This is a genomic window from Pseudomonas palleroniana, from assembly GCF_003031675.1.
Classification (GTDB): Bacteria; Pseudomonadota; Gammaproteobacteria; order Pseudomonadales; family Pseudomonadaceae; genus Aquipseudomonas; species Aquipseudomonas palleroniana.
Window position 1 is genome coordinate 291,930 of record NZ_PYWX01000053.1, and the last position, 12,626, is coordinate 304,555.

Here is a 12,626-nt window from a genome sequence, read left to right on the forward strand (position 1 = left end):
AGCGGACGTTGGCCCTGTATTACCGCTATCAGCCGCGGTGACGACCACGGAAGTAGTTGATCAGGCCCTGGGTCGAAGCGTCCTCGGCGGAGGTCTCTTCGGTGCCGGTCAGGCGGTTGTAGACGCCTTTGCCCAGCTCTTTACCCAGCTCCACGCCCCATTGGTCGAAGGCGTTGATGCCCCAGATCACGCTTTGCACGAACACTTTGTGTTCATACATCGCCACCAGGGCGCCCAGGCGGCGCGGGCTGATGCGTTCAACCACGAGGGTGTTGCTTGGGCGGTTGCCCGGGATCACCTTGTGCGGAGCCAGTTTCTGTACTTCGGCTTCCGGGAGGCCCTTGTCGCGCAGTTCGGCTTCGGCTTCGCTGCGGGTTTTGCCCAGCATCAATGCCTGGCTCTGGGACAGGCAGTTGGCGTACAGCCACTGATGGTGGTCGGACACCGGGTTGAAGCTGACGATCGGCACGATGAAGTCGGCCGGGATCAGTTGGGTCCCTTGGTGCAGCAACTGGTGGTAAGCGTGTTGACCGTTGCAGCCTACGCCACCCCAGATCACCGGGCCGGTATCGGTGGACACCGGTGTACCGTCCTGGCGCACGCTCTTGCCGTTGGATTCCATGTCCAGCTGTTGCAAGTGCTTGGTGATGTTACGCAGATAGTGGTCGTACGGCAGGATCGCATGGCTCTGCGCACCCCAGAAGTTGCCGTACCACACGCCCAGCAAGCCCAGCAGTACCGGCATGTTGGCTTCGAATGGCGCGTTCTGGAAGTGCTGGTCCATGGTGTAGGCACCGGACAGCAGTTCCTTGAAGTTGGACATGCCGATGGCCAGGGCGATTGGCAAGCCGATGGCCGACCACAGCGAGTAACGGCCGCCGACCCAGTCCCACATCGGGAAGATGTTTTCTTCGCGGATACCGAAAGCTACCGCCGCTGCGTTGTTGCTCGACACGGCGATGAAGTGGCGGTACAGCTCCGCTTCCGAGCCACCCTGGGCCAGGTACCAGGCGCGGGCGGCCTGGGCGTTTTTCAGGGTTTCGAGGGTGTTGAAGGATTTCGACGAGACGATGAACAGCGTGGTTTCGGCGCGCAGTTTCATGGTCAGCTCGTGGAACTCGCTGCCGTCGATGTTCGCCAGGTAATGGCAGCGCACGCCTTTATGGGCGTAGGACAACAGCGCTTCGGAGACCAGCTCCGGGCCGAGGAACGAGCCACCGATGCCGATGTTCACCACGTCGGTGATCGGCTTCTCGGTGTAACCCCGCCACAGGCCGTCGTGGATGCGGCCGACCAGGTCCGTGATCTGGTTCAGCACCTTGTGCACGTCCGGCATGATGTTCACGCCGTTGACCGACAATTTGTCGCCCACCGGGCGGCGCAGGGCGGTGTGCAGGGCAGGTCGGCCTTCGGACGAGTTGACCGGCTCACCGGCGAACAACGAGTTGATCGCGTCCTTGAGGCCGACTTCGTTGGCCAGGCCCACCAGCAGGTCACGGGTTTCGCGAGTGATCAGGTTTTTCGAGTAATCGAGGAAAAGCCCGCAGCTGCTCAAAGTGAATTGGGAAAAGCGCTGGGGATCGGCATTGAATGCCTCGCGCATGCTGAAATCCTGCATGGCTTGGCGATGTTGATTGAGCGCTTGCCAGGCGGGCAGAGCGGTAACGTCATGAGGAGTGCGGTAGTACGCCATCGCTGCGGGTTTCCTTTTTATTACGGGGACTGCCTTTAGGACACTTCAAAGTCCGGAACGTCCTGTCTTTGATCAAGCGGCCGATGCCGGACAGCGCTAACCAAGAGCGCAGGGCGATTACATTAAACCTAGCGTGTCGATATGTCTTGGCTTTGTCTGCGCTGTAGCCGGTACTTTTTTATACCGGCCCAGCGAGGAGGGCAAATGAAGGTGTTCAGTTGAGGGTCAAATGCAGGTTGTCGATGAGGCGAGTGGCGCCCAGATAGGCGGCTACCAGAATCACCACATCGCGGTCCTCGGCCGTGGCTGGACGCAGATGCACGCCCTGGCGCACTTCGAGGTAGTCGACGCGCAGGCCGGCAGCTTCGATCTGCTGCACCTGTTCGGCACGCAACGTGGCGAAGTCTTTGTCACCGGCATTGATTGAGGCGGCAATCTGGCTGAGGCTGCGATAGAGCACCGGGGCAATGGCGCGCTGTTCCTCGGTGAGGTAGCCGTTGCGCGAAGACAGCGCGAGGCCGTCTTCGGCACGTACGGTGGGCTCGCCGATGATCTGGATCGGCATGTTCAGGTCATGGACCATGGCACGGATCACCGCCAACTGCTGGTAATCCTTCTGGCCAAATACGGCCATGTCCGGCTGGACCATGTTGAACAGCTTGCTGACCACCGTCGCCACGCCTTCGAAGTGCCCGGGGCGGCTGGTCCCGCACAGGCCTTCGGACAACTGCGGGACGCTGACGCGGGTCTGGCCCGTCATGCCGCCTGGGTACATTTCCTCGACGGTCGGTGCAAACAGCAGGTTGCAGCCGGCTTGCAGCAGTTTTTCCTGGTCGGCGGCGAGGGTGCGAGGGTATTTGTCCAAATCTTCGCCGGCGCCGAATTGCAGCGGGTTGACGAAGATACTCGCGACCACGAAGTCCGACTGCTGAGCCGCCTTGGTGACCAGGGTGGCATGGCCGCTGTGCAGGTTCCCCATGGTCGGCACGAAGCCGATGCGCTTGCCGGCGCTGCGCGCGTGGGTCACGGCGGCCCGCAGTTCACGTACGGTCTTGACAGTGTTCATGCAGAGAACCCGTGTTCGGCGCCTGGGAAGGTGACTGCTTTGACTTCACGAACGTAGGCGCTCAGTGCTGCCTGGATGCTGTCCTGGCCGTCCATGAAGTTCTTTACGAACTTGGGCACATGGCCGCTTATGGACAGGCCAAGCATGTCGTGCACCACCAGTACCTGACCATCGGTCGCGGACCCGGCACCAATGCCGATCACCGGCACTTTGACGGCTTGGGTGATTTCTGCGGCCAGTTCGCTCGGTACGCACTCCAGCACGATCATCGCCGCGCCGGCCTGTTCCAGGGCAATGGCATCGGCGCGCATCTGGCGCGCCTGGGCTTCATTGCGGCCTTGAACCTTGTAGCCGCCGAGGATGTTCACCGACTGCGGCGTCAGCCCCATGTGCACACACACCGGAACTCCGCGCTCAGCCAGCAGGCGAATCGAGTCGGCGAGCCATACGGCGCCCTCGATCTTGACCATGTGTGCACCGGCTTGCATGAGTTTGCCGGCGTTCTGGAAGGTCTGCTCGGGGGTGGCGTAAGCCATGAATGGCAGGTCGGCGATGATGAACGCGCCGTCGTTACCGCGCTTGACGCTGGCGGTGTGGTAGGCCAGTTCATCGGTGGTCACCGGCAGGGTGCTGTCATTCCCTTGAAGAACCATGCCCAGGGAGTCGCCCACCAGGAGCACCTCGACCCCGGCCTGGCAGCTGACGTGGGCGAAGGTGGCGTCGTAGCAGGTCAGCATGGTGATTTTTTCACCCTTGAGCTTGAGGCTCTGCAAGGTGGTCAGGGTAATGCTTGGCATGAAAAGGGTCCTCGTTCAGGCGCTTGGAAACAGCGAGTAACGCGCGTGAGTCTTCGTTTATACAGGCGCACTGTCTTGAAAGCAGTGCTTATATGGCCTGGATTGCGCCCTTCAGCGCCGGGTTGGCGGCGGCGGGACGCCTATAGTCGTGAGGAGGACACGGGAAGTCAATTGGATGTGTTACCGCATTGTTACGAGTGGAGTGTTACCCGTGTTACTGATGCGATTCAGCCGCAGGCAGGCGCTCCAGGCCGACAAACGGGCAAGCTTCAAGCAGCGCGCTGAGTCGCTGGCCATCCGGCAGTTGCAGATCGGCAGGGGCCAATTCCGCCAATGGGTACAGCACGAACGGTCGAACATGCATCTGGTAGTGCGGTACTTTCAGGCGGGGCTCGTCGATCAGGCGATCGCCAAACAGCACGATGTCCAGGTCCAGCGTGCGCGGCCCCCAGCGTTCCAGGCGTTCGCGGCCCTGGTTGTGCTCGATGGCTTGCAGCGCATCCAGCAGCTCCAGTGGCGCCAGGCTGCTGTCCAGCGCCGCAACGGCATTGGTGTAGCGCTGCTGGCCTGGGAGCAGGGAGTCACTTTGATAGAACGCCGATACCCCTGCGAGGGTGGTACCAGGTAATAGCGCCAACGCCTGCAAGGCGTTGCGCAATTGCTGCTGCGGGGCAGCGAGGTTGCTGCCCATGCCGATGTAGATGCGTTCCACGGTTATTCGCCTGCGGCATCGGCGCCGCTGCGCTTGCGTTTGGCACCGCTGCGGCGACGTTTTTTCGGGCCTTCTGTGTCACCTTTGCTGCCGAGGTCGCGAATCATGTCGCGGCGCTGGCTGTCATTGGCGTCCTGATAGTCAGTCCACCATTCGCCCAGACCGTCGGTCTGTTCCCCAGCGCTTTCGCGCAGCAACAGGAAGTCGTAGCCGGCGCGGAAACGCGGGTTGTCCAGCAGCAGGTCGGCGCGTTTGCCGCTGCGGCGTGGCAGGCGTTCCTGCATGTCCCAGATCTCGCGGATCGGCATGGTGAAGCGTTTCGGGATGGCGATGCGCTGGCACTGCTCGGCGATCAGCTCGTGAGCGGCTTCCTGCATGGCAGGAATCGGCGGCATGCCGCGCTCTTGCAGGCGCAGTACACGCTTGGGCAGGGCAGGCCACAACAGGGCGGCAAACAGGAACGCCGGGGTTACCGGCTTGTTCTGCTTGATACGCAGGTCGGTGTTGATCAGCGCTTCGCTGATCAACGTGTGGGTGTAGGTCGGGTTGTATTCCAGGGCCTCGGCGCTGGCCGGGAACAGTGGGTCGAACAACTGCAGGTCGACCAGCATTTCGAACGTGTCGGCGGCGTAGCCCGAGAGGAACAGCTTGAGCACTTCTTCGAACAGGCGCGCGGAAGGAATCTCGCGCAACATTGGCGCCAGTTCACGAATCGGCGCGGCCGTGTGCTTCTCGATACCGAAGTTCAGCTTGGCGGCAAAGCGCACCGCGCGCAGCATACGGACCGGGTCTTCCTGGTAGCGCTGGACCGGATCGCCGATCAGGCGAATCAGGTTATTGCGAATGTCATGGACGCCATTGGCGTAATCGAGAATGCGCTCGCTGACCGGGTCGTAATACAGGGCGTTGATGGTGAAGTCGCGGCGTTGCGCGTCTTCTTCCAGGGTGCCATAGACGTTGTCCCGCAGAATGCGCCCGCTCTCGTTGCGGGAAGACTGGTTGGTGTCTTCCTCCTCGTCGTTTTGCGGGTGATTGGCACGGAACGTCGCGACCTCGATGATCTCGCGACCAAAGTGGATGTGCACCAGCTTGAAGCGTCGGCCGATGATTCGCGCATTGCGAAACTCGGCGCGCACTTGCTCAGGCGTGGCGCTGGTGGCGACGTCGAAGTCCTTGGGCGTGATATTGAGCAGCATGTCGCGTACGCACCCACCCACCAGATAAGCCTGGTAGCCGGCGTTCTGCAGCCGTTCGACGATATTCACCGCATAACGGCTGAATTGAGCGCGTTGCAGCGAATGCTGGCTGCTGTTGAGCACTTCAGGCGTGCTGCGTTTGTGTTGCGTACGACGCAAGGGAGAACGGAATGACTGGAACAACTTCTTCAGCATGGGATGCACTGTTTGAAGGAATGTTCGGCCATAACGAAGAATGACCGCATGATGGGCGGGGATTCTAGCATTTAGTCGGGGGATGGTGTAGGAACAAGCTGCGGCCTTGCGCCATAAGCCTTAAATCGTCAGAGCGCTCAAGCTAAACGCCGGAAACTACAAGGGGAGCCGAAGCTCCCCCAGAAGTAGTTGCGTGCTCTATTTTTATTATTGATTGCGGGCTTCTTGTTTTTGTTGATCGCCCTCGTCAGGAAGCTTTACCTTCATGACACTCCCAATCGGGAGTCAAGAGCAAACGGATTGCTTTGGTCGCTGTGTTGCTGATCTACGATCCAACCAGTTCAGGCTCTGCCTTAGGGCAGTTTTTTGTTGTTCTCGGCCTGGTTGCGGGGCAAGCCCCAAATGCAACGCCTCTCCAAAAGAATCAGTTAGCTGCGCCTCCGCCGTGTTGTTTTTGTTATGCGTGAGTCGATTCGTCTTATTTTTATTGTCTTGTACAAAGCTTGTTATTGTTTTTGTACTAAGCATATAGCAGGGTGCGTGCCAACTTTTGCACCGCCCAGCAAAAACGGGGGGTTGGTGGGTTTTCGAGGTTTTTTCGGACGAAAAAAAGCCGGGGCTTCGTTACCGTAAGCCCCGGCTTTTGTTACGTAAAAATTCTGCGGTAACAGTTTTTTCACATCTGAGGGTGTTACCCGCAGGCGCGCATACTCAGCTTTCGCTGGCCACCCCGGTCTTGCGCCGTGGAATACCCAGGCGCTGGCGCCGTTCCCACAAGCACTTGCGGCTCACGCCAAGCTTGCGGGCCAGTTCGGTCTCGGTCATGTGGTCCTGATGCTCCAGGACGAAATGCTGGAAGTAGTCTTCCAGTGACAAATCTTCCGTCGGCTCATGGCTGGTATTGCTACCGCCGCCCGCCTGTGGAGCCAGGTCGAGGAAGTCATCATCTTCCAGATCGCTGAGTTCGATATCGATGCCCAGCAGTTCAGCGGAAATTTCCGGGCTTTCCGACAGGATCACCGCACGCTCGACAGCGTTTTCCAGCTCTCGCACGTTACCCGGCCACGAGTAATGCCGAATCGCCTGCTCGGCGTCCGCGGCGAATTTCAGGTCGGTGCGGTTGATGCGCGCACTTTGACGCAGCAGGAACGCGTTGGCGATTTCGTTGACGTCGGCACCACGCTCGCGCAGCGCGGGCAGCTTGAGGGCGATGACGTGCAGGCGGTAATACAAGTCTTCCCGGAACTGGCCGATCTTGGCCAGGCTCTTGAGGTCACGGTGGGTCGCGGCGATCAATCGCACGTCGACCTTCTGTGACTGCACCGAGCCGACGCGACGAATCTCGCCTTCCTGCAGTACCCGCAGCAATCGCGCCTGGGCTTCCAGGGGCAGTTCGCCGATTTCGTCGAGGAACAAGGTGCCGCCGTCCGCCGCTTCCACCAGGCCCGCACGCCCGGCGCTGGCGCCAGTGAACGCGCCTTTCTCGTGGCCGAACAGTTCGGACTCGATCAGCGACTCGGGGATCGCCGCGCAGTTCACCGAAATCATCGGTGCCTTGGCGCGCTTGGACAGGTTGTGCAGCGCACGGGCCACCAGTTCTTTACCGGTGCCCGATTCGCCCTGGATCAATACATTGGAGTCGGTCGGCGCGACCTTGCGGATCTTGCTGTAAAGGTCCTGCATCGGTGGGCACGAGCCGATGATGCCGATCTCGCCATTGCTGTTGTCGACCCCAGGTTTGTCCGCGCCGTTGGCGGCCTTGCCGGCGGGGCGCGCTTCGGCCTGCGCACTGCCGGCCGACTGCCGGTCGCGCAGGATACGGGCCACGGCCTGGAGCATCTCGTCGTGGTCGAAGGGCTTGGCGATGTAGTCCACCGCGCCCATCTTCATGGAGTCCACCGCCGAGCGCAGGCTGGCGTAGCTGGTCATGATCAGCACCGGGGTGCCCTGGCCCAGCTTGATCAGCTCGGTGCCCGGTGCGCCCGGCAGACGCAGGTCACTGACAATCAGGTCGAACGTGGGAATGCTGAATCGCTCTTGGGCTTCCTGCACCGAGCCGGCTTCGCTGACCTGATACTGATTACGTTCAAGCAGGCGACGCAAGGCAGAGCGGATAATGGTTTCGTCTTCGACGATCAAAATGTGCGGCATTGATTCAATTCTCTCGACGGTCTCAGTTCACAGCGGACGTCGCTTCGACATGACGCGGCAAGGTCACCCGGATACGGGTGCCGCGTTGGCTTTCGGTGTCAGCCGGGCTGTCGATGGTGATTTGTCCATAATGCTCTTCAACGATGGAATAGACCAGTGCAAGGCCCAGACCGGTACCTTCACCTGGATCCTTGGTGGTGAAGAAAGGTTCGAACAATCGGTCCATGATGTTCTGTGGAATGCCGCTGCCCTCGTCTTCCACGATCAGATCGATCGTGTGCTCGAAAGCCTCGCTCTTGACACGTACCGCGCTGCCGGCCGGTGATGCGTCACGGGCATTGGACAGCAGGTTGATCAATACCTGCGCCAGACGTTGGGAGTCGCCGTCGACCCAGTGATCCGGGTCGCACAGATTGAAAAACTGTACTTCGAAATTGCGCCGGTTCAAGGCCAGCAGCCCAATGGCATCCTGCGCCACCTCGGCCAGGCACACGGCTTCATCCTGGTTCTGATGAGCCCCGGAGTGGGCGAAACTCATCAGCGATTGCACGATGCGCGAAACACGTTTGGTCTGCTCAAGGATTTGCCCGCTGATCTCGGTGATTTCGCCGTCTTCTTCGCGTTCTTCGCGCAGGTTCTGCGCCAGGCAGGCGATACCGGTGATCGGGTTGCCGATTTCGTGGGCGACACCCGCCGCCAGTCGGCCGATGCTGGCCAGGCGCTCGGAGTGCACCAGTTTGTCTTCGAGCATCTGGGTTTCGGTCAGGTCTTCCACCAGTAGCACCAGGCCGCTGTTGCCGGGGGCGAGGGGTTCGTCAATCGCCGCCTTGTGCAGGTTGAGCCAGCGGGTCTGGCCGTCGAGGGCCAGATGCTGCTTGTGCAAGTGTTCGTCGGGCAGGTTGATGAAGCCTTGCAGCAGTTCTTTCCACGGCTCGCCCAGGGTATTCAAGCGTGAACCTACTACCCGCTGGGCGGCGATGCCGGTGAGTTCTTCCATGGCCTTGTTCCACATCAGGATCTCTTGATCCTTGGCCAGGGAGCACACGCCCATCGGCAGCTCTTGCAGCGTCTGGCGGTGGTAGCGGCGTAGCGCATCGAGTTCGGCGGCGAGGCCGGTAAGGCGTGAGTGGTAGTCCTCCAGCCGGCTCTCGATGAAGTGGATGTCTTCGGTGACGTAGTTTTCACCGCCGGCCTTGTAGGGCAAGAACGTTTCGACCATGTCCTGGGACACGCTCGGCCCCATGAGGCCGGAAAGGTTGGCTTCGATACGATCACGCAGGCGGCGCAGCGCATAAGGGCGGCGCTCGTCGAACGGCAGGTAGAGATCGCGCAATGCCTGTTCGACTTCTTTCTGGGCCGCCTTGGCACCCAGTGGCTTGGCCAGTTGCGTGGCGAACTCCTGGGGTGAGGCGGCGTGCAGCTCGCGGCGTTGTGGGCGACGTACGTTATCCACCGCGCAGGCTTCAGCGGCGCTGGTTTCTTCGGGGCTGGCGTTGGTGAACAGCGAGATCAGGGTGAACATCAGCACGTTGGCGGCCAGGGACGCGATCGCCGCCATGTGCCAGCTGGTGTCATCCAGCACGTAAATCATATTCAGCAACGGGATGTAGAAACCCTGGAGGTTGCCGACCAACGGCAACAACATGGTGACGATCCACACCAGGATGCCGGCCAGCAGCCCGGCGACAAAACCACGGCGGTTGGCGGTGGGCCAATACAGTACCGACAACACGCCCGGCAGGAACTGCAAGGTGGCGACGAACGCGACGATCCCGAGGTTGGCCAGGTCTTGCCCGGCGCCCAGCAGCAGGTAGAAACCATAGCCGGCCATGATGATGGCGACGATCAGTGCGCGGCGCGTCCATTTCAGCCAGCGGTAGATATTGCCTTCGGCGGGCGGCTGGTAGAGCGGCAGTACCAGATGGTTGAGCGCCATCCCCGACAGGGCCAGGGTGGTCACGATGATCAAGCCGCTGGCCGCCGATAAACCGCCCACGTAGGCGAGTAGCGCCAGGGCCGGGTTATTCGCGGCGATACCGACGCCGAGGGTGAAGTATTCCGGGTTGGTGGTGGCCCCCAGCTTCAAGCCGGCCCACAGAATCAGCGGCACCGCCAGGCTCATCAGCAACAGGAACAGCGGCAAGCCCCAACTGGCGCTGACCAGTGAGCGCGGGTTGAGGTTCTCGGTGAAGGTCATGTGGTACATGTGCGGCATCACGATCGCCGAGGCGAAGAACACCAGCAGCAGCGTGCGCCACGGGCCCTCCTGCAAGGGCGTGTGCAGGGCGGCGAGGGCGGTCTGGTTTTGCAGCAGCCACAGCTCCAACTGTTGCGGGCCGTCGAACACGCCATACAGCGCGTAGAGGCCGACGCCACCGATGGCGATCAGTTTGATGACCGACTCGAAGGCTATCGCGAATACCAGGCCTTCGTGTTTTTCACGGGCGGCAATATGGCGCGAGCCGAAGAAAATCGTGAACAGGGTGATCAACGCACAGAAGGACAGGGCAACGCGATGCTGCACCGGCTCGCGGGTCAGGATGCTGATGGAGTCGGCCACCGCCTGGATCTGCAGGGCCAGCAAGGGAAGGACGCCAATCAACATGAATACGGTGGTCAGCGCGCCGGCCCAGGTGCTGCGAAAGCGAAAGGCAAACAGGTCTGCCAGGGACGACAACTGATAGGTGCGGGTGATTTTCAGGATCGGATACAGCAACACGGGCGCCAGCAGGAAAGCGCCGGAAACCCCGAGGTAGCTGGAAAGGAAGCCATAACCGTACTGATAGGCCAGGCCAACGGTGCCGTAGAACGCCCATGCACTGGCGTAGACGCCCAGGGACAAGGTGTAGGTCAGCGGATGGCGAATGATCGCCCGCGGAATCATTCCGCGCTCACTGATCCAGGCGACGCCGAACAACGCGGCCAGGTAGGCGGCGCTGATCAGCAGCATCTGGGTGAGGCTAAAGCTCATCGGCATCTTTTTGGCTCTGCAGGATGAAAGTCACGACGATCAGGATCAGCCACAGCAGATAAGGGCGGTACCAGGCGCCCGTGGCGTCGATCCACCAATCCATGATGGCGGGGGAAAACAGGTAGATCCCGACGACCAGCAGCAGGACCAATCGATAGATGTACATGTTGGCCTCTGTGTGAAAACGTGCGGCGATGGTAACGGATGGCTGGCAAGCTGCAAGCGCCTTCAGCTTAATTGCGCTTCCGCCAACGTGAGTGTGCGCGGGATCTTTGCAGCATCCCAGTGCGCAATGCCCCAATCGAGCAGCTCCCGTGGGCTGGCGTGGAGCAGTTCGTCGCCCGGTTGCTGGCCAAGGGCACGCAATGCTCTCAATAGCAACGGCGTGGCCTGGTCGGGTGCCAGCGGTGGAGAACGGTAGGATTTGCCCAGTTTGTTACCGTCCGGCTGGATGATCAGCGGCACGTGCAGATAGCGCGGCTGGCGCAGCCCCAACAACTCTTGCAGATACAGTTGGCGCGGTGTGGAGTCGAGTAGGTCGGCCCCGCGCACGATATCGGTCACCCCTTGCCAGGCATCGTCGAGCACCACGGCCAATTGGTAGGCATACAGGCCGTCTCGACGCCGGATGATGAAGTCGCCCACGTCGCGGCCCAGGTGTTGTCGGAATTCGCCCTGTACACGATCGGTAAAGTGGTACTCCAACTCTGGAACGCGCAAACGGATGGCGGCGTCCTGCTGATCGTGACCGGCATTGCGGCACAGGCCCGGGTAAATCCCGTTGTAGGTTTCCAGCTGTTTGCGTGAGCAGGTGCAGGCGTATGCCAAGCCGTGGCTGAACAGGTCATTCAGCACTTTGGCGTAGGCATCATGCCGCTCGCTTTGTCGGACCAGTTCGCCATCCCATTCAAAGCCGTAGCTCTCCAGGGCATTCAGAATAGCCACCTGGGCGCCGGGTTCTTCACGCGGAGGGTCGAGATCTTCCATGCGCATCAGCCAGCGGCCATGGTTGGCGCGAGCATCGAGGTAGGAGGCGAGGGCTGCAACCAGTGAGCCGAAATGCAGGTGGCCGCTGGGCGTGGGGGCGAAGCGCCCGATATAGGTAGAGGCTGTCATGGGCCGGATACTACTGGAATTCGGTAAATCCCAGAAACCAAAATGGGGCGTTCGCACGCCCCATTCGTTCAGCTCGGCAGGAATTACTTGCCGACCTGTTTTTCCTTGATTTCAGCCAAGGTCTTGCAGTCTACGCAGAGGTCTGCGGTAGGACGAGCTTCCAGGCGGCGAATACCGATCTCGACGCCGCAGGATTCGCACCAGCCGTATTCCTCGTCTTCGATCAGTTGCAGGGTCTTGTCGATTTTCTTGATGAGCTTGCGTTCGCGATCACGGGCGCGCAGCTCGAGGGCGAATTCCTCTTCCTGGCTGGCACGGTCGGCCGGGTCCGGGAAGTTGGCGGCTTCGTCCTTCATGTGGTCAACCGTACGGTCGACTTCCTGCATCAAGTCCTGCTTCCACTTCTTCAGGATATTGGAGAAGTGTTTGCGCATGGGCTCACCCATGTACTCCTCACCTTTTTTCTCGACATAAGGTTCGAAGCCGCTGAGGCCTGAGGATTGCTGTTGCTTTGCTTGGGTGGACATGAATAGACCGCCTCTCACTCTTCTAATCCATTGCGCAGGATTGCAACGTCACCGACACCTGCCGGCCCTGCGGCTGCAAGCGGGCGAACTTACCAGATAGATTCGGGGTGCGCCACTCCCGGTTGTCGAGGCCCATCGCACGGGGGCGTAAATAGCAGCGGCCCGTCGTGGCTGGGTATGAATCGTCTCGAATACTGATTTT

10 protein-coding genes are annotated in these 12,626 nt (G+C 60.7%); all 10 read right to left on the minus strand.

The genetic code is table 11. The annotated features are described in order from the left end of the window. Nucleotides 1-28: 28 nt before the first annotated feature. Nucleotides 29-1,693 carry a glucose-6-phosphate isomerase gene (gene pgi / locus C9383_RS19380; RefSeq protein WP_060752253.1) on the minus strand — a complete coding sequence of 555 codons (1,665 nt, stop codon included), beginning with the start codon at nucleotides 1,691-1,693 and terminating at the stop codon, nucleotides 29-31. Between the two features lie 214 nt (nucleotides 1,694-1,907). Continuing rightward, nucleotides 1,908-2,759, minus strand: a complete 852-nt coding sequence (panC, locus tag C9383_RS19385) for a pantoate--beta-alanine ligase (RefSeq protein WP_090365797.1) — start codon at nucleotides 2,757-2,759, stop codon at nucleotides 1,908-1,910. Then, complete coding sequence (gene panB, locus C9383_RS19390) at nucleotides 2,756-3,556, minus strand: 3-methyl-2-oxobutanoate hydroxymethyltransferase (protein ID WP_060752251.1); 801 nt, start codon at nucleotides 3,554-3,556, stop codon at nucleotides 2,756-2,758. Before panB ends, panC begins: the two co-directional genes overlap by 4 nt. 214 nt (nucleotides 3,557-3,770) lie before the next feature. Continuing rightward, on the minus strand, nucleotides 3,771-4,268 hold the full coding sequence (gene folK, locus C9383_RS19395; RefSeq protein ID WP_090365799.1) for a 2-amino-4-hydroxy-6-hydroxymethyldihydropteridine diphosphokinase: 498 nt from the start codon (nucleotides 4,266-4,268) through the stop codon (nucleotides 3,771-3,773). A 2-nt stretch (nucleotides 4,269-4,270) separates the two neighbouring features. After that, on the minus strand, nucleotides 4,271-5,659 hold the full coding sequence (locus C9383_RS19400) for a polynucleotide adenylyltransferase PcnB (RefSeq protein WP_060752249.1): 1,389 nt from the start codon (nucleotides 5,657-5,659) through the stop codon (nucleotides 4,271-4,273). A gap of 711 nt (nucleotides 5,660-6,370) precedes the next feature. Next, on the minus strand, nucleotides 6,371-7,810 hold the full coding sequence (locus C9383_RS19405; RefSeq protein WP_060752248.1) for a sigma-54-dependent transcriptional regulator: 1,440 nt from the start codon (nucleotides 7,808-7,810) through the stop codon (nucleotides 6,371-6,373). A gap of 22 nt (nucleotides 7,811-7,832) precedes the next feature. Next, nucleotides 7,833-10,787: a sensor histidine kinase gene (locus C9383_RS19410; RefSeq protein ID WP_162493816.1), complete on the minus strand. Its 2,955-nt coding sequence runs from the start codon at nucleotides 10,785-10,787 to the stop codon at nucleotides 7,833-7,835. Further along, nucleotides 10,771-10,947, minus strand: coding sequence for a hypothetical protein (locus C9383_RS19415; RefSeq protein ID WP_003176118.1), 177 nt, complete (start codon nucleotides 10,945-10,947; stop codon nucleotides 10,771-10,773). The genes C9383_RS19410 and C9383_RS19415 overlap by 17 nt, the downstream gene beginning before the upstream one ends. Nucleotides 10,948-11,009: 62 nt before the next feature. Further along, a complete protein-coding gene (gene gluQRS / locus C9383_RS19420; RefSeq protein ID WP_090365802.1) occupies nucleotides 11,010-11,897 on the minus strand; it encodes a tRNA glutamyl-Q(34) synthetase GluQRS in 888 nt (295 codons plus the stop codon). Between the two features lie 83 nt (nucleotides 11,898-11,980). Then, nucleotides 11,981-12,424 carry an RNA polymerase-binding protein DksA gene (gene dksA / locus C9383_RS19425; RefSeq protein ID WP_090365804.1) on the minus strand — a complete coding sequence of 148 codons (444 nt, stop codon included), beginning with the start codon at nucleotides 12,422-12,424 and terminating at the stop codon, nucleotides 11,981-11,983. Nucleotides 12,425-12,626 lie beyond the last annotated feature (202 nt).

Coding starts and splice junctions, on each gene's coding strand:
- panC (WP_090365797.1), bottom strand. CDS start 2,759: ATGAACACTGTCAAGACCGTACGTGAACTGCGGGCCGCCGTGACCCAC.
- C9383_RS19415 (WP_003176118.1), bottom strand. CDS start 10,947: ATGTACATCTATCGATTGGTCCTGCTGCTGGTCGTCGGGATCTACCTG.
- C9383_RS19405 (WP_060752248.1), bottom strand. CDS start 7,810: ATGCCGCACATTTTGATCGTCGAAGACGAAACCATTATCCGCTCTGCC.
- dksA (WP_090365804.1), bottom strand. CDS start 12,424: ATGTCCACCCAAGCAAAGCAACAGCAATCCTCAGGCCTCAGCGGCTTC.
- panB (WP_060752251.1), bottom strand. CDS start 3,556: ATGCCAAGCATTACCCTGACCACCTTGCAGAGCCTCAAGCTCAAGGGT.
- C9383_RS19400 (WP_060752249.1), bottom strand. CDS start 5,659: ATGCTGAAGAAGTTGTTCCAGTCATTCCGTTCTCCCTTGCGTCGTACG.
- pgi (WP_060752253.1), bottom strand. CDS start 1,693: ATGGCGTACTACCGCACTCCTCATGACGTTACCGCTCTGCCCGCCTGG.
- C9383_RS19410 (WP_162493816.1), bottom strand. CDS start 10,787: ATGCCGATGAGCTTTAGCCTCACCCAGATGCTGCTGATCAGCGCCGCC.
- gluQRS (WP_090365802.1), bottom strand. CDS start 11,897: ATGACAGCCTCTACCTATATCGGGCGCTTCGCCCCCACGCCCAGCGGC.